Source organism: Nocardia sp. GP40, from assembly GCF_050434125.1.
Taxonomy (GTDB): Bacteria; Actinomycetota; Actinomycetes; order Mycobacteriales; family Mycobacteriaceae; genus Nocardia; species Nocardia albiluteola.
Window position 1 is genome coordinate 40,333 of sequence record NZ_JBNPVW010000015.1, and the last position, 19,774, is coordinate 60,106.

A 19,774-nucleotide genomic window follows, 5' to 3' on the forward strand; every position below is an offset into this window, starting at 1 on the left:
ATGATTCGCCAGGAATGGGATGAATCCGGATCGAGCAGCGAACAACTGCGGTCACGGTTCAACGACGTCCTGGACGCGTTCGACGACCACCACAGCGCGCTGACCATCGCCCGTCAGCAGCTGGCCGAGCTTCGCACCCACGCCGAATCATCCGATCGCGCGGTCCGGGTCACGGTGGACTCGTCCGGCGCGGTCGTCGAGATCGCCCTGCAGCCCGGGGCGATGCGCACCACCGCGGCATCGCTCTCCGCGACCCTCACGGCGGTGGCACAGGCGGCGGCGCAGCAGGCCAGGGTGCGGTGCAGCGACATCCTCGAGCCGCTGAGTTCGGCCACGAACGCGGTGGCCGACCGGTCCGAACTGATTCCGGGGACGCCGAGGCTCCGGGCAGCCCCACTCGATCCCCCCACGACGCAATGACTTCCGGGTCATCGGGCAACTCACTGTCGGTCGATCCCGAGGCCCTGCGATCGGTGGGTACGCATCTGGAGGGGCTGGGGTCGCAGGCCAAGCAGATTCTCGACCGGCTCACCGAGGTGATGGCGCAGCAGGGCAATTGCTGGGGCACCGACCAGGCCGGCGAGCAGTTTGCGAAAACCTTTGAGCCGAGCGCCCATCAGGACGTGGAGGGGCTGCGGACCCTCGCCTCGAATCTGAATCAATTGGGCGAGGGCACGGTGAATTTGGTCGACACCTACGAACAGCAGGATGCGGTCAGCACCACCGAAATGGCCCGTGCGGTCCCGGAGTTCGCCGCACCGATGACCACCACGCCCGGCACGACCGCCGGACCACCCGCCGCAGTCGCCGCGCCGTCGATCGGACCTATCGCGAACAGGGTTGCTGCACAGCAGAATTCGCCCGGATCGCTCGTCTCCGGACGGCCCGCATCGGTCCAGCAGCCGGCCAGGCCCGTGCGGTCGGCGACACCACCGCAGCAGCCCGTCTCGCGACCGCAACCATCGTCACAACAGCCATCCTCACAACAGCCGTCCTCGGCCCCACAGCAGGCGTCATCCAATCGAGGAGGGACAGACCGGCCGCCGAACACCCCGGGGACGAGAACCCCCGCAACACCTTCCGAGGCCAATCGCGCGGCGCCGCCCGGTAGCGATGCCGCGGGCGCGTCTCCCTGGTCGAAATCCGACGGATCGAAGAATTCCGCCGGAACGCCCTGGTCGGACGGTGGGTCCGGGAGGCCCGGTGGGTCCAGCGCCAGACCGCCGCGGGTGTCACCACCCGAGGATGACGAATCGCCCCCGCGCCGGCCGCCGGGCAGCCCCGGGGCGGAGAAGAAGCGCAGGTCCAGCGCCTCCGCGCGCTCGGACGAATCGCCGAATGCCCGCATCGCCCGTGAGCTCGCCGAGCGTCACGGCATCGCGGTCCAGGGATTCACGCTGCCCGGTGTCGATGAGGAGACGGTCCGCGAATTCGCCGCGGCGGTCGACGACATGCTGGCCAAGTATCCCGCGAGCGGGCTGCGCGGCGTGGGCATCGCCGATCTCGGTGGGGCGGCGGCTCAAACAGAAGTGGACGAGGGGGCCTTCATTCTGCTGGCGCTGGCGGCCGCGCTCGATCCGGAGGGCTACGCCCGAAATATCTTCGCCGCCACCGAATCCGGCCATCTGGTGCGCGGATCCGAACAGCGACCAGTGTATTCGACCATCGTACGGGAATTCGGACGGGTGCTCGATGTGGCAACCGGCCTACGCGCCCGCAGCGCCGCTCAGAAGACGCTCATCACCCAGTATCTGCGGGTCGTCGCGCCCGAATATCAGCGATATTCGCTGGGGCGCATCACGGCCGGATACCGGGATTGGCGCGGGCAGCTATGCGGATGTTGCTTCCTAGGTGGGCAATTCGATGCCGGGAGCGCGGTGGCCGAGGCGTTCCTGGAGACCGAACTGCACGGCGAGCAGGCCGGGGAGCAGGCGGCTTGCCTGCATCGGATGCTGGTGGCGATGGCGCCCGAGGCCACCACACCCTCCGAGCTATGAGCCTGACGCTCCCGTCCTGGGTGCCGCCGCGGCTGTTGGGTTTTGTCGCCGGGCATTTCCCCAAGGCGGACGAGGACAAGCTCGGGCTGCTTGCCGACGGTTTGGACGCCTCCGCACTCGAGCTGGGGGAACTTGCCGTGGCGCTGGAGGCGCTCGTGCCCGCGGTGGCCCTCGCCGCCGTCGGGGCGGCCGTGGCCGGAGTGGTCGAGAACATCACCCAATCCGCGAAAGATGCACGCGCGCAACAACAGTACGCGACCAGCCTCGCCGACCAGGTGCGCTCGATGCGGAACAACGCCCTGTATACCAAGGTCGCCGTCTTCAGCACGCTCGCGACCATGGTGGCCATCGAGGCCTACTCGGCGCTGACCGGGCCGGCCGGGGTGGCCGAGTCCATCGCCGAGGAGGAGGCCGCCCTGGCCGTCATCGAGGAGACGGCGGCGAAACTCGTCACCGACGTCGTCGAACAGGGTATCGAGAGCGAGACCGAGCGTTCCGCGATCCGGTTGGCCATCCCCAAGATCATCGGGAAGGGCACCGTGATCGGCGTGGTCCAGGGCGGCGGCGGCAGTCTGCTCGGCGAGGCCGTGCTGGTGGCCGAGCACGATCAGAGCTCGATCGACTGGAAGACGGTCGGCGAGGCGACGGTCGCGGGCGGGGCGGGTGGCGTCGCCGGATCGCTTGTCGGCGTGGCCGGGGCGTCCCGCGCGAAGGGCGTGATGGGCAAGCTGGTCGTGGGCGCGCTGGGCGGCGTGGCCGGATCGGCTGCCGGGTACGTCGCGGACCTGCCGTTGACCGGCGGCAAATTCTCTCTGGCGGAACTGCTCTCGGCGGCCGGCACGGGCGTCACCACGGGCCTGCTCACCTCGCACCCGTTCCGTCGCGAGCCTGCCGCGGCCGATCCCGCCACCGTGCCCGAGGTCACCGTCCCCGGGGCCGCCGCGGACCTGACGGACGTCATGGCACCGAGGTCGCGGGAGGCCGTGCTCGAGGCCATCGCCGCGATGCCTGCCAACCCCAGCGTGGTCGTGCATTTCGAACCCGGGGATACGGCGTTCGCGGAATCGACTGCCGCAGCAGTGGATTCGATGCTTCGCGGCAACGGCTGGACCAACCGCGACCAACTCACCGCCGTATCCGAGTTGATCCGCCACGCGGGCAGCATCGCCCCGGATCGTGCCAATCCTGATCCCGCTACCCCCGGACAGAACACCGGAGCCGCGGAAACCGACACCGGCACAGGGGGAGCCAGCCGGAACACCGAGCCGGCAGTGCGGCTGACGCTACGCATGGCGGTCGGCGACGGCGAACCCACCCTGCGAGTATCGATTGAGAACGAACACCCCGCGAGCACTCCGGGTGTTACCCCGGAGATCACCGAACTCCTGGCCCGCGCAACGGTATCCACTATCGCCCCCGACGGGCAAATTCACGCCGAATTCCGCGAAAGCGGCACATCCACCCAACCGCCCCGGGTCACCGCCCCGGTCACCGAGGAACACGGCCGCGCCACCGCCGCAACCGAAACCACCTGCCCGGGTGGCCATCCTGCAGTCGACGATCCGCACACCACCACCCCCTCCGCTCCCCGAAACCCGGTCTCGCCCATCCCTGCGACAGCCCACACCGCAACCGAGGCCACCAGGCCGGGCAGCCATCCGGCAGTAGACGATTCGCACACCGTCGACGCCGAAAACCCGTCGACGGCAGAGCCTCAGGCCGCATCACCGCACAATTCCGCCCAGGCGACCCGCTCGGGCGGGCATCCGGCGGCAGACAGTCCGCCCATCGAGCCCGGCGCCCGCAAACCCGCCAACGCCGGCGCGACCATACCGGAACCTCCGAAACCTCAGGGCGACAACACAAACGCACCCGCGCGAGTGACCACACCGCCCGGCACGAACCGTTCTCCCGGACAACCCGGTGGCGAACAGCCCACTTCCGGCGAACACCCCGGCACCAGACCACCCGGCGAGACCGCCGGGCCCGGCGCGGACGCACTGCCCTCCGACAGCCAGGGGTGGGGCGACCCCCGGTTCACCCGACCGGGCGACGACGGTCCTGACCCGTTCACCACCGAACTGTCCGGAGCCGAACTCAAACAGGCCGCCCGCGATCTGCTTGCGCTGCAACAGCAACGCTATGGCGACGGTGCGTTGCCCGTCTCGGACGAGGTCCTGCGCCACACCATCTTCCACGGCGACGAGCGGGACGCGGCGGTCGCATTGATCGAGCACTACCGGCGTGCCACCGGTATGCAGCCCTACGCCTCCCAGGTCGAGGGGTTCCTGCACAGCGTCCACGGCCCCATCCAGATGGACCCCGCCGAGGGAAAATCGAACACCTTCGCCCTCACCCAGGCGTGGCTCGCCGTCAAACGCGGCTCGGCGGTGTTCCTCACCGTCCGCGATTCGCTCGTGGGAAGCCAGCTCGCCCTGGTCGAGAAGGCGTTCACCGGACTGGGATTCGACTTCGCCCGGGTCGATTCGCACGCCACCCTGCCCGACCCGAAGGCGGGACGGCCGATGTTGTACATCGGCCATGTCGACGAGTGGGCGCACTACCTCAACCGCCATCAGAGCCTCCCGACCAGGTACGTCGTCATCGACGAGGTCGACGAGGTCCTGCGCTGGGCCCAGACGCTGTGGGTGGTCTCCGACGGCCCCGAGACGCTCGCCGGCGGCCCCACCCGCGATGCCGTCATCGCGGCACGGAACTTCCTGCGCGAGAACCTCCATCCGGTCGATCGGCAAGCCTACGAGGCAGTCAAGGAGACCCGCGCACAGACGGAAGAGACGTTGCGCGGCATCTCCGCCGAACGCGACGCCCTCTACGCGAAGGCCAGGGCCGATGGCGCCGCGCTACGCGAGCGGACCCGGGCCGAGCTGGAGCGCCTGAACGCCGACCCGAACACCACCGCCGAGGACCGCGCCGCGTTCTATCGGCAGGCCCGCGCCGACTTCGCCGACCTGCGCGCCACCCGCGACGCCGAATCCGCGGCACTGTCCACGCGGGCCGCGCAAGCCCTCGCGCACCGCGACGCCGTCGAGGCCGCGGCGAAGCAGGCGGTGGCGGAAATCCCCAGCGACACAGAACATCTCACCGCGAGTGATTTCTCTGTCGATGCACTGCAGCGGGGTGGCCGCGCCGAGCTGACCGACGCCGCGCGGGAGAAGATCACCCGGATCTACCAGGACACCGAGGGACGCGCCCCCACCGAGGAAGAACTCCACCGCATCACCATGGCCGCGCAGGCCCGCGCGACGCCCCGAAGCCGGGCATTCCGCATTCACGACGGCCAAATCCACATCATCGACCAAACCAGCGACAAAGTCGGCACCGACTTCCAGACCGGCTCGACGAGCCGCTGGAACAACGGCGAGGCGCAGGCCATCGAGGCCGAATACGACCTGCAGATCCGTGGGGACACCGCGCATTCGCGCAGCGTCAACGCCGAAACACTCTTTGGACCCGAACATGCCGAACTCGTCACCGGCGGCTCCGGCACCGCGGAGGGATCCTCGGCCTACATCACCGAGCGGTATGCGAATGTCGGCAAGGCCGCGGTCATCGATCGGCGGCTGCCGTCCCGAATCCGGTCCGGGACCGACGTCATCGCGCCGACCGAACTCGCCAAATTCCAGCAGATCGCCGCCGACGCCAAGCAGGTGAACTCGGCCGGGCGCGCGGTCCTGATCGCCACGGACAACGACGCGTCGGTGCACGAGCTCTCCGCACTCACCGACACCGAACACGTCGCCATCGACTCGCAGTGGTTCCTCGACCACGGAGCTAATGCCGAGAAGGACCTCGAGGCCGTCTTCGAGCGCGCCGGTCGCCGCAAGATGATCGTCATCATCAACCGTCAGGGCGGCCGCGGCGTCGACATCAAGATCACCAAGGTGGTCCGCATGCTGGGCGGCCTGCACGTCATCGGTACCGCACGCTCGCATATCTCGCCGGATATCGATAAGCAGCTGTACACCCGCACCGGCCGCAACGGCGATCCCGGCACCTACCAGTTCTACCAAACCCCCGGCGACGCGCTGTACGCCGGCGGCAACCCCGCGGTCCGCCGCGTCGTCATCCGATACACCGACGAATACCACGAGGCGTACGTCGCACACGAGGCCGAACCGACCCCCGAGACGCACGACAACCTCATCACGGCCGAGAACCACATCCGCCAACTCGGCCAGGCACTGCAGGCCCTCACGATGCACATCCCGCCGTCCCACGCGATGAACACGACTGCCGGGCAACCGGAACAGCCGTCGGCAGGCCATCTCGGCGGGGCAGGTCCATTACTCGGCCCGTGGGCCCCCTCGGACACCTCCACCCCTACGCGGTGGCATTCGGCCATGTCGGCGGCGACCTCGGACGCAACCCGGCATTGGAACCCGGGCGCACGCGCCGCGACCGTGAACACCGCCGCCCGGCTCGCCCAGTTCCTCCACGGCGGTAGCGATGCCGGCGTCGTTGCGGCTCAGGATGTTTCGCAGGGCCACCCGGCGGCACCGGGACCCGCTGCCGCACAGGGTAACCCTGCGGGCGATCCGGCGAACCCGACCAGTGCTCCGGCGGGCGCACCGGCCGGAGAGTCGCTGGTTCAGGGAACTTTGCCTGCGCCACAGGCTGTTTCGTCCGCCGAGCATGACGCCGGGGCGTCCGCCGGGCATAAAGCCGGGTCGTCCGTGCACAGCACCTCCGATAACGGCGTCCACACCCTGCGGGTAAACCTGGGCGAGGCGACCGGCGAGACGGCGGCCCTCGACGTCCGGGTCACCGACGACGCGAACCCCCAACTCCACGTCCATATCTCGACCACCGTAGACGCTGTCGGCGACACACAGGATCCGCTGGCAGCCATGCTCCGGCTCAACGATCGGGCCAGAGCCCTCAGGGCCCTGGTCGACGAGCTGACCGAGCAGCAGCGATGGGCCGCCGGCGCGGCCGCACTGCTGGCGGGAGCGTTCCTCAACGCGATGAGCACCGAGAAGACGCGCGTGGAACTGGAGCTGCGCCGCGACGCCGCGGGCGGACGCACCCTGACGGCGCACCTGTACGCGGACGACGACCAGGATCCGATCGTCCTGGAGTTCTCCAACGAGAATGCCTTCGGCGGCCCACCCGCCACCGCATCGTCGCAACCGGTGCGCGGGCGAGGCCGGCCCCCGGTGGTCACCGGCGACGGCACCCCCACATCGGCCACCCCGAATTCCGCAGCGCGGCCGCGAGTATCAGCACCGTACCGTTCCGCCGAGCAGAAGCGAGCGGACGAGATCGCCGCGCTGTGGAAGGAACTCGCCGCGGATGTTCAGGCCGAATTCAACAGGACGCGACGGCGGCGCGGGGACGACGACAGCGCCGGCACCGGGACGAACGCACCCGGCCGCAGGGGACCACGCGCCCCCCAGACCCCACAGCCCGACGGCCGGGGGAACGGACGCGACGGTGCCGCACCCGCGCCGGCCGCACCCGGACCCTCCGGCGGCGCGACGACAACTCTGCCACGGCAAAATACCGGCGCCCGCTCGCGGAATCGAACGCATCCGGGCGGTACGGCCCCGGCACGGCCCGGCACCGTTTCCCCCGGGCCCACCCGTACTCCGGTGCGCCGCAGGACATCCGGCACGGCCCCCCACAACGCCGCGCTGCGACCAGCCGTCAACACCTGCCTGATCGACGCGGCACGCCAGGCCAACGCCGACCAACGCGCCCCCGTCATGGCCGTGCCGGAATACGACTCCGCGAACCCCGCCGGAACGCCCGCCGGTCGACTCCCAAACCTCCTGCACGGCAGGGATATCCAGGGCATTCCCGGCGCGACCGCCGAGGCCCGCGACGCGTATCTGCTGCAGGCCCTCATCGACTCGGGCGCGAACTCGACCGCCCTGCTCATCACCGACCGCACAGTCCTCATCGACCGCCCCCGCCAACCCGGCGACCCCGGCGGCGACACCAACCTGGACGTTCCCGACGACTCCACCGCCTCCGGCACCCTCGTCACCGACCCCGCCAGCCCGGTCCCCGCGGGATATATCCGCGTCGTCCGCCGCATCGGCGCCCACGCCACGACACTCACCCACAAGGGCCGAACCCCGCACGGCACACACAGATTCATCCACAACGGCCGCCCGTTCAGTTACGACCCCCGTACCGGCCTGTTGCACGCCCCCGACGGCACATCCACCGCCCTCACAGCCCTCACCGGCGGCACACCCGAAACCACGACCGCCGCATGGACGATCGGCTGGCGCGACGGCGAACACCTGGACAGCCTCGGCGACCCGGACCTGTCCCCGCCCGCGGACGACCTCCCCATCGGCATGGCGACGCCGCCGGACGATGGCCCCGAACATCCTGCGGGACAACGGGACGAACGCCCACCCGACGGTGCCGATCCACCCCGCGCCGAGGCGGGAACATATCCCCACCCCAGTCCGGCCTGGATGGGACCGCGCCGCCCGCGGTACGAGGGCGTGCCTCAGACCGAGAGCGTTGTGCGGCCGCCGGAAACCGGACACGGGAAGTCATTTTCACTCACCGTCGATGCCCAAGGGCGGGTTCGCCGAAACGGCAGGCTGTACAGCAGCGGCCCCGGCGGTACCGCCCTCGCCCACGGCGTTGTTCCGGGTGATTTCCGTGCAGCGGATCCGAATGCCTTGCCTCCGAATGTTATTCCGGCCATGTTCTGGCAGGGCGTCATCGAGAACGGCGTCGTCCGGCGGATCGAACTGCGCCCGGAGGACACCAGCCCGGTCTCCGAGGCCGACGGGTCCCGGTCGCATCTGCGGTCCGCCGCGAACCTTCGATACGAGCTGACCCGCCTGGGGATAGATCTGACGCACGTCGAATTCGTCGACGACAGGCAGGGATCGCTGTGGACGCGGCCGGCGCAGGGGCCCACCCTCGGTCAGGTGCTCGAGGCCGGAGGTACGGCCGAACTGGCGGATATGCTCGCCGGATACGGCGATCACTCCTGGGTGGATGTCGAATCCGTGGTGCGGGACGGAGGAATTCTGCGGGTTCGTTTGCGGCTCAACCCGGTACGCGACGAGCCAGGGTGGGTCACCCTGGTCCTGGGCACCGACGACGGCGTGCCCGCACGGCGCTACGAACTGATCGAGCCGGGGTCCGCACCGCTGCGCTTCGCGGCCGCGCTGGACGAGTTCGAGCGAAAGGTCATGCAACCGTGGCTGGTTCGTTCCGCCGGGGCGGCAGCGGTCGCCTCGGCCCTCGCGCTGCGATCGGATCCGAGCGACTCGCGTACGGACGAGAGGCCCTCATCAAGCGAGGGGGCGCTGCGCATATCGCCCGACGGCACGATCCTCGGCGCGAACGGCGCCCCGTACACGACCGGCGACGAGGGTGGGGAGTTCCGGCTGTTCGACCTGGCGACGGGCGAATTCCGCCGCTTCCCCTCGGGCGAGATCGCGCGGTACCTCGACTTCGACTCGCAGGCGATCCCGGTGATATGCCGAATCACCGACGGTGTTCTGAGATCCGTCCAGCTGGCCGACGCGCAATTCGACGACCCTGAACTCCGGCCGCTGATGGTGAGGCACGGGGCCCGGCTGCGCCTGGCGATGCTGGGGCACGGACTGAGCCTCGACGGCGTCCCGTTCTCCGACACCTGGGCACAGGGCCGCGTGTGGCGGACCGACGGGAGCGCGCGCCCGGGTGAGGTACTGCTCCCGGAGGAGTTCATCGGATTCGGCGACGGGTTCTGGGTGGGCGTCAGGAGCGTCATCACATCCGGAACGCAGGCCACGGTCGCCATCGACATCAATTCGGTCGACGAGTCGCAGAACCGCTCCCCCGGCAGGGCGCGAGTGATCCTCGATCGGCCCGGCGACGTGACCACCGCACGCATCGAACTGATAGATCCGGGTTCGGACCCCGCCCGAACCGCACGGGCGCTGACCGAATTCCGCCGTGGGCTCCTGCCCATCCTTTCTCGCGGGCGAACATCGGCGCGGGCGCGGCAGGCCGCCGAAGAGCGGGTGGAGCAACTGCGCCGGGAGGCACAGCGCGAGACCGGCCACGCCGGATCGGAGCGCCTGGAGCGCGCCGCGGCCGCGATCGCCGAACTCGACTCGACGGCCGCCGAACTGGGACGCCTCGCCCGACGGCAGGCGGTCACGCGCGATGCCGGCGCGGCCGTCGCCGCCCTGACCGCACAGCTGGCCGTGGCCACGAGCGATCCGCTGTTCGTTCCGGAGCCGAACGCGGCTGCACCGGGCCCGTTCGATCTGCTCGCCGCCGCGCATCGCATGGTGCGAGACCTGTACCCCGATCTCGAAATCACCCGGGACGATCTGCTTTCCGGCGCGGCGGCCGCGCGGGCACTGCCCGGATACGACCATCTGACGGGGCTGCTGGTGCTGGCGGGGCCGGGCGCGTCGGTGCTGATGCTGGATACCGGCGACGACCCGTATCTACTGATCAACGTCGACGACGCGATCGTCCGGCAGGGACTGGATCCGGCTGCGGCGAAACGGATTCAGGACGGCCGGTTCACCCACTCGCCGAACGCCCGGGGGATCTTCTTCGATCGAGCGGGCCGTCCGTTCGTGCCGTCCGGACTCGCCTCGCTCGTCACCGCGCACGGGCGCTCCCATCCGTTCCGGACCGCATCGGCAGACCTACCGGACGCCGATTCGCCCGGGCAGGCCCGCACCGTCCGCTACATGTTCCGCTACGTCACCCCCGACGGCCCCGAGCGCTACCTGTGGGTCAAGGCCGCGGCGGGTAAGTGGCAATTCCCCAGCGCCACCGTCCTTCCCGGCGAGTCACCGGCCCAGGCGGTGGCCCGCGAGGCCGCCGCGGAGCTGGGCCTGTCCAGCGCGGAGCTCGGGACGGTGACGCTCGCGGGGCTCGGGATCCTCGACGGGCCGGACGGACCCGAGACAGTCCTCGTGGCCGACGTCCCCGCGCCCTTCGTCACCGATCCGGACGGCTACGAGACCGCCGAGGCCCGCTGGTGGACCCATGACGACATCTCCGCCCTGGACGGGGTCGGCGAGGTAGTCGACGGGCTGAGCGAGCAACTTCCCGGGGTGCTCGGCCTCCTGGACCCGGTTGCCGTCGCGCGCGCCTACCGGCAGCTCCCGACGACGCTGGACATCTATGGGATCCCGTACGAGCAGGCGCTGGGCGAGATCGTGCGGCGCGTGGCCGCGCATCCCGAACTGGCGGGCATCCCGGTGCCCGCACTGGTGGCGGCATATGTGTACATCGCAACGGAATTCGCTGCCCCACAGCGGAATACATTCGGCTGGGGCGGCGCCAAGGCCACGGTCCTCACGGCGATGTCGGGTGCATGGCCCGCGCCACCACCCGGGTCCCACTCCGAGAGCGCACCACCACAGGACTCGAGCCTGTTCGCCGCACAGCTCGCGGTCGAGGATCGGTTGCGCCGGTTGGAAACACGACTGGCCTCCGCGACCGCGGACCACCGGCAGGGAACCCCACTGGACCGGCTCCGGGGCATTGTGGACGACCCGGCGCTGATCGAGGCCGCCGCCGATCACGTGGCATCGAGCGAGGCGATCCGGCAAATCCGCTGGCACGCCGCGTATGTCAACTCCTACATGATGCACCTCGCGCAATGCGAGGCAGATGTCGAATCCGCCCTCGCACGACGCGATTTCGAGCGCGCGGAGGAACACTCCGAGGCCTACCGCGATGTGGCGAGGGCTCTCGCCAGGTATCGCGCGCGCCTGTGGAACCTGCTGTTGCGCTACTCCGATCCGAGTATCGACACCGGTCGGATCGGCCAGCCGGACGCATCATGGGCGGGCGTGGCCATGCTGATCGGTTGCCTCTACGACGGTGCCGCGCCCGGCCTGCGGCGTCTCGGCCGGGGGCCACACACCAGGGAAAGCATCCTGGCCGGAACCGAGGCGTTCCACCGGCAGCACCCCGGGAACGACGAGTTATTCGGGCTCCTGCAGGAACTCCCGTCGAACTGGTCGATTCTGGTGATGGCTCCCGACGAGGATCCGCATCTGCTGTACAACTACGGCGGGGACTACGTCTACACCTGGAAGCTGATTCCCGGTGCCGACGAATTCCGTCGCGCCACTGGGGAATATCCCCCCGGAACGATTCTGCTCGCGCTCGACGAGAACGCGAAACCCGCCGTGCTGCCGGGCTTCGACCAACGATTCGACCCCACGGGATGGATGGCCGAACAGCTCCGGGACCGTGTTGCCGCCGAGGCCGCAATCCCGGCGCTGAAGGCACTGGCCGCCGAGGCGGCCGCGGCGCATCCCCGCGCCGCCCGAGAGGCGTTGGAGCAAGGCCGGCGCATAGACGAGACACTCCGCGAGGTAGACGAACTCGCGGCCAAGCTGATCGCCGCAAGACTCCGGCGGGCGGATATCCGGGCCGCCGCCGAGGAGTTCGCCGAGCCCGGGGAGACACGCGGCGTCCCCGAGCGCCGCGATGTCGACGCCGAGCTGGCGACGGTCGACGCCGAGATCGCGGACCTCCGGGAGCGGATCCGACGGCAGATCCAGTCGCAGGACCTCTACGACATGGACGCCGAGCGGGCCGAACCGGGCGTGAATCCCTGGGCCGCATTGTCACTCGTCCTAGCGGACATCAAACGATCGAATCTGCCCAGCGACCCCGGCGATCGTCCGAACCTGCCGCGTACCTCGGACGAATTCCTCAGCGGAAGAGGCGAATTCGTCCTCACCACCCTCGGGCAACGACAGGCGCTCGGCCTCCTCGAGCAGATGGACGGCGGCTCGACGGCAGTCGTGTTGCGGGACGGCGAGCCGCCGCACCTGCTGGTTCGCTTCGACGGCGAGCACGGCGGCGGGATCTATCGGCTCGAACCCACCGGGCAGCTCGCCCCCGCCGCCGGCGCCGAGTACCCCGCCGGAACCGGCGTCCTGTTCCTGGGCAAAGACGGCACCCCGGTCGTCCCCGGCACCAACATGTGCCTGCAGAACGCCCCCCGATGGGTCAACCTCGCCGTCGGCAGGAAGGTCGCCGAGCCGGCGGCCTACGACCCGGACAACGTCGCCGGCACCGCCGGTGGAGAACTCGCCACCATCCTCGACGGCCTACCGGTCCAAGGCATCCGGGGCACCGACAACCTGTCGGTCCACGCGAACCTCCTCGAGAAACTCCTGCGCGCGGGCCCCGGCGCCACCGCAATGGTCATCGACCAACGCGCCCTCGACGACAACGGCACACCGGGCCCCGTCATCGGCGCACACGCCTACGCGCTGACATACGTCCGCGAAAGGTCTCCGGGCGTACACATATTCGCCGTCGACGGCAGGGAGGTCGATTACCACGTCACGACCCCCGAGCACCCGGGGACCTTCCACGCTCCCGACGGCCGCCCCTTCACCCTCGCCCATCTGACCGGCGGCACCCCCGAAACCACCACCGCCACCTGGGCCGTCGCCTGGAACCACAGCGGTGAGCACCTGCCGGAATTCGGTGATCCCGGACTCGAACCCCCCGACCCCGACCTGCTCATCGGCCGGTCCCCCGTCGGACCCGACTGGGGCGCCGCGATCGTCAAGGCGCGACGCGCGTTCAGCGCGCGCCTTCGACTGCTTCACGCGAATTTCGTTGCGGCCGCCCATATCCTGGACTCCGACCGCACGCCCGCGACGGTGCTCCAACGACTGCGGGCGACCGACGCCGATCCGGCGTTGATCCGGGACGTCGAGCGGTATATCGAATCGCTGGAGCTGCGAAGGCAATTCGACGAGGAGACCGCCCGGCTGCGGGCCGCACTGCACTCCTACACCGCACGTGCGGAGGAACCGTCGTATCACACCGGGCTCGCCCAGGAGATCACGCTGCGGCTGCACGGGCTGCGTGCCCTCCTGGACAATCCGCTGGTCGCCGGGGAGAACTTCGATCCGGCGATCTATACCACCGATCCGTGGGCTGCGCTGTCGCAGACGCTCGCCGACCTGTACGGGTCCCCGGCGGACCACGACGCCGCGCCCCGTACGGAGGCCGACTTCCTGGCCTCGCTGGAGCGAGCCGCGATCGCCGCGGATCTGGACTTCGGCGACTACGTCCGGCACAATCCGGGGCAGGGAAATCTGTGGGTGGCCATGGAGGGGCTGCCCGTCGGCTGCACCCTGGTGGTGATGGACGGCGACCAGCCGCCACGGGTGGTGATCCGCGCGGACACCGTCCGGGGTGAGCAGGCCTACTATCTGCTGGACCCGGCGACGTATACGCAGGACGCCACCGAGCTCGATTTCTCCCCCACCGCACGCCTGGTGCTGTTCGACGAGAACGGCAAACCCCGGCGGCTGCCGCTCCTGCGCGAATTCACCGACGTTCCCGGGACGATGGTCCGCCTGCTGGCTTCGGTCCGACCCGATCGGCTGGACGGGTTGCGCCGGACGATCGCCCAACGGCAACACATCGCGCGGCAGGCTGATGAGAATGCGAAAGTCGCCGGCACGGAACAGGTTCGCCCGCCCGAGGAGGCGGAATACGCCCGGCGGCTGACCAGCCGGCTCGCGAGGCTCGAGAGACTGGCCGCGATCATGCGCATGGGCCCGCGGGAACTTGCCCGGCTGGCCCCGGGCGAGCTCACGATGCTGGTCCAGCACTACCACGCGGTCTACGCGTGGGCCGGCGCGCTGTCGGGCCTCGATCGGATCCAGGCCGACGGCACGACCCCGCGGGTGACTCCGGAGCTGGGACGTTATCTCCTGGCCGACGAGCAGGTTCGCGGCTTCGACGAGGAGCCGGAGCCGACCGAAACCCGCCAGGAGCACCTGGATTCCCGCGGCTCGACGTCGGTGGCGGGCCTCAGCAATATCGGCAACAGGCTACGCCACGGGCACTCCAATCAGGATGCGTTCGAGATTGCCGCCGTCGAAATCGACGGTGAGACAGTCCAAATCGTCGCCCTGTCCGATGGGATGTCGAGCAGTGACCGGGGCGATCACGCCGCGCGGGTGGCCGTCCAGGAGGCCGTCGCCGCCGCGGTCGCCGCGGTCGGTGCCCGGCGTGCCGGGGAACCGTTCGATGCGCTCGCGGCGATTCGGGAGGCGACGTCCGCGGCTCACGACGCGGTGGCCGAGCTGGCCACACGGGGCCGGTATGCCTGGTCGGAGGTCGCTCCGACCGGCACCATCGCCCTCGCGATCATGGAACCGGGCAAGGGCGCGAACGGCGGAACCAGGGTCACCCTCGACTGGGTCGGTGACACCCGGTTGTACTGGGTCCGGCTGGACGGCGGCGAATCGAGGTGCCTGACCCAGGACGACACCCCGGCGGGCGATGCGCTGGCCGACGGGAGGAGCATGCCGGGCACCGAGAGGGCCATGTCGGAAGCCGAAGCCCTGAAGCGCGAGAATCTGGGAGGCGAAAACCCCCATGGCTTGAACTTCTGGCTCGGGGAGGAAGCACGCCACCGCAAATCCCACGCCATATCCATGGATCTGGAGGGCGAGGGTGTCCTGCTCGGATGCACCGACGGAATGTGGAACGCGCTGTTCACGGCGAAAGCCCAGGCCGGGGACCAGTACCTGACCGGAAATTCTGCCGAGGACCTCGCCAGAATATTCCGCGACGCCTGGGATAAGAACGGGGGCAAACTCCGCGGCGCTTTGGCACGGCTCACCAATTACGCGCTGGAGTACGACGGTGACGACAACATCACCGTCGTGGGGGCCGACCCCAACCGCCGGCGTCCTCCCGTCACGGGCGACGGCCGTTCCGCCGGAGGTCCGGCCCGGCCGGGGGGATCCGACCCGCGCGCGGAGTGGATCTGGGGGACGGACCCCGTGGGCGGTGCGACGCCGCAGACCGGCATTACGACCGCCCCGGGAGTCGCCGCACCCGCGGTCTCCGGCCGGAGGGGTGGGCGGAAAATGCTCAACTCCCGCTGGACAATACAGCTGCCCGCACCGATCTCCGCCGTCCCCGGCTCGACGAACAAGGTTCCGGCCCTCGCCGCGGCCACCACCTCGGCTGCCGTCGCCCCGGCTCGACCGAGAGGGCAAAGTCTCGGCCGGACAGCCGTTTCCCCGCGAGTGCGGGTCGGCACCGACGGCTACGCCGAACCCGGCGACACTCCCGACGGCAGTGCCCAGCAGCCTCCCGGCGACGTCCCAACCGGTGATTACGACAGCCCCACGGCCTCGGGTGGCGATTCCGGCCCCGGCGATCCGGCTCGACCGGATGCCTCATGGTCCGGCGAGGATCCCGAAGAGATTGCCCGGCAACGGGATCTGGTGGCCGCCGCGGCCGGCATCGACCCACTCGAGTTCCCCGAGGAAAGTCTCTCGACCGACCTGGACGAGGTCGGAGCCGTCTGGGGCCGGGCCATCGCGGCGGCACAGCGGGAGGTCGCCACGGAAATCAGCCGTTGGGCCAATGCACTGGGCGTCGCACCGGAAGACCTCGCGTACGCCGACATTCCGGAATCCCGCTACCATGATCTGCTAATCTCACTGCGCGACAATTTGATTCGCCGCCGGACAATGCTGCAGCGGCTGCCCGGACTGGTCGATGCCTACCGCACCGCCCGCTACGCTCAGGTAGACGCCCACGACCGGGCCGACGAGTCCGCGGCACAGCCGGCCGTCGATGCGCTCGTGGCGCAGGGCGCCGAACGCATCGAGGGACACCCGAACGTCGTGTACCTGCGCGCCCGGAACCGGCTCGTCGTCGTCGCGCCGTCCGGAGGACACGACCGCATCCTGCTCCGCCTGTCGCTCGACCAGGCCCACCACCCCGCGTTCGCCACGGCGCACTCCGCGCATCCCGGCTTCGATATCGAACTCCGGGACGCACCCGGTACCGGCCCGGCCCCCACCACACCGTTGCGTACCCAGGGTGCGCGAAACGAAATCCTCGCGGAACTTCTGCAGCACTATCGGCGGCAGGCTCTGCTCGAGAATTGGCACGCGCTGGCGGAAATAGTGGGGTGCAATGTTATTGCCCTGGCCGATGCGAGAATCCCCGACGCCCTGACGGAGTTTCGGGATCTCGCGCATCTGCGAGAGGAGATCCTGGACAGCTTCACCGCCCTCTACCCTCCGTACGGCGACATCCTGCACCTGCTCGCAGGGGATCTGCGGTCCGCGGAGGAACGGTTCGATGAGCACAATGACCGGCTGATACAAAGATTGGATCAATACCGGCCGCGCACGGGCAGACCGCTGCTGGATCCTGACGCATCGCCACTGCTGCGATCCCCGGCCGATACCGGATCGGTGGAAACACCCCCGGCCAGCGTCGGCCGGGCTCTGGACACGGTGGCCGAGGCCGTCGCATCCAGCCTGGCGGAGATCCGGGCGTGGAGCCTCGCGGCGTTCGGTGAGGAGCCACCGGAAGATCTCGACGGGCCGCAGTTGGCCGCCTGGGCAAGGGATCTGGCGCAGCGGGACCGGCCGACGGGAACTCGCGGAATGCGGGCCGGCTGGATCGTCCTCGAGGCCGCGCATCTCCAGCAGCTCACCGAGCAGCTCTCCCGCATTCGCGCGGCCTCGGGAATGCTGGCCGCGCTTGGGTGGTTCGCGGCCGAGAGCATGCGGCCGCTCGCCAACGGTGTCGCGCTCGACCTGCGCACCGGCGAGGTGGTCGTCGTCGCCCCCGAACGGGACGGGCGCCCGCTGCTCGGCGACGCCGCGAACGAGGTGATCACCCGGGCCCGGGCGGCCGGGATGAGCATCGTCTTCCGGACGGTCGCCACCGGCGTCGACGGCCGCTGCACGGTCATCCCCCGGGATCCCCCCACGGGGCAGGAACGAATATCGAACATTGCTGTCACACAGGACATCACATCGATCGCCGAATGGCTGAACGCGCCGTGGGCTGGGAGGCCGTTCGTGATCCGGGTGCGCGACGCGCTCGACTCGGGCATCGTCGGCACGTCCGAGCCGATCGAAAACCGCGACGACAACGGGCAGCTGATCTCCCGGCTGGAGTGGGTCACCTGCCGAAACGGAGACGTGCTGCCGCGAATCACCTATGCGCGGAAGGAATTCGCGAAGACGGACGAGGCGGTGTCGGCGCTCGGACGCGCGCTCGGCGCCAGGACCATGAAGCGGTGGCAGGTGCCGAACGAGCCGCTGTCGTGCTACCTCGAGCCGCCCGCGCCGCTGGCGCTCCCCGGTGCGCTGGCGCCGTCGCGCCGGGCGCTACCGCACGCGATCCTGAACGCGGTGGCCCAGCCGACGGGCAGCGAACTCGCGATGAACTACAGCGGCGAACTCGTCGGCGGCGACTACGCGCTCGCCTTCCGGCCCAGCCGGCAACCCCCGGGCCCGGGATACGAGCTGTTCGTGCACATGCTGCCGCGCTCGCTCGGGCCCAATGTCGCGCCATCCGACTATGTCGACTACCTCTCGCACGGCATGACATGGGAGGAGATCGAGGCGTTCCGTCGCGCCGCCGAGGGAGCGAGACACGATTTTCACCGGCTGGGTCTCGACGACCGGTTCACCGAGATCATGCGGCGGTTTGTCAGGATCGCCAATAATGCCGCGCACAGGCCGACCGAATCCGGCGGTGCCTCGCCGTCGCTTCCCGAAACCTCGACGCCGCCCTTGCCGACCGGCAACCTCCCGGCGGTTCTGGAACCTCCTGCCGCGCAGCCTGTCCCGGTCTCCGAACAGCCAGATGATCTGAGCTCGATTCATGCCGAGATCATGCTGTACGCGATCCAGGCGGGTATCAATCCGGCCCGGATGCTCGACGCCGCGCGGGATCCGGACAGCATGCTCGACACCGTCGACGACGCGCAGTGGCGGGAAGCCATTGCGCGAGAACGCCGGACGATCGCGTACCACGGCAGGCTCCTGGCCGAGGCCGGAGCACCTATACCGGAATCGGACTACAGCGACCTGCTCCGGGATCTGCGCCACGACCTCGGCCTGCGGGAGTTCGCACTCACCCACCTGTCGGAACTTCTCGAACGGCATCGGGTGGTACTCGCGGCGGACGCCGCGGCCAACCGGGGAGGAGCGGGCTGGCCGCGCATGTCGCGCAGGCAGGTTCGCGATTTCACACTGGTGCGCCAGCGCCTGCAGGTGCAGCGGCTCTGGGTGGAACTGGCGACCGAATTGGGTTGCAGCATCATCGAATTGAGCACGGCAAAGTTTCCGGATATACCGGCGACGGCGCCGTACACCCAACGCCGCAGCCAGATCTGGCGGCTGTTCGACGACACCCGGATGCTGTTTCCCTTCCCGGACTCCGTCGAGCTCGACATGGGCGGCTCACCCCAGGCCCCGGCGCAACCGGAGTCGTGGCAGCTCCCGCTCGGGCCGACCGAGCCGGGCAGGCTGCCTGCCGCCGTACGCCATCGGATCGCCGAATCGCGACGAAACCTGGCCGAGTTCCTCTGGAATTTCCGTGAGTGGGCGCGGGATGCCGTCGGGCTCGAGAGTATCGGTGAACTCGCCGTCGCCCTCGGCGAAGAAACGTATCCAACGGTCGCCGTGGCGATGCGAATTCGCGACTGGGCGGTCGAGCGTGCCGCGAGCCACACGGATGCCGACACGGAGTCGGATCGCGCGCTGCGTGCCGCGCTGTCCCGCGTCGCCGATATGGCCACAAAACTGCTGTCCCGGTGCCAGAACGCGGAATTCGCCCGCGACGCCGCAGGGATACTCGCGGCTCGTCTGGCGCTGCGCGAGCGCGGGGCCCTCCCGATCGCGGAGGGGCTGGGCATCGATCCGCGCAGCGGGACACTGGTTCTCGCCGCCCCGACCTGCTCGAGCGACACCTATTTCGCCGGCGGCACGGCCATACTGCCGCGGGTG

At 69.6% G+C, this 19,774-nt stretch carries 3 protein-coding genes (1 of these 3 cut by a window edge); all 3 read left to right on the forward strand.

Annotated features, from left to right (window positions below; genetic code table 11):
- Tightly spaced (each overlapping or abutting the next), the 3 genes in view from ABH933_RS35365 to ABH933_RS35375 form a layout consistent with a single transcriptional unit that may run on beyond the window.
- Entirely contained in the window at positions 1–420 is a 420-nt protein-coding gene (locus ABH933_RS35365; RefSeq protein ID WP_429424368.1) for a YbaB/EbfC family nucleoid-associated protein, read from the forward strand.
- Complete coding sequence (locus ABH933_RS35370) at positions 417–1,997, forward strand: WXG100 family type VII secretion target (protein ID WP_429424366.1); 1,581 nt, start codon at positions 417–419, stop codon at positions 1,995–1,997. Before ABH933_RS35365 ends, ABH933_RS35370 begins: the two co-directional genes overlap by 4 nt.
- Positions 1,994–19,774, forward strand: the 5' portion of a protein-coding gene (locus tag ABH933_RS35375) for a protein phosphatase 2C domain-containing protein (RefSeq protein ID WP_429424364.1). Its footprint extends 12,315 nt past the window's final position; 17,781 of the gene's 30,096 nt are visible here — the first part of the coding sequence; it begins with the start codon at positions 1,994–1,996; its stop codon lies off the right edge, out of view. Before ABH933_RS35370 ends, ABH933_RS35375 begins: the two co-directional genes overlap by 4 nt.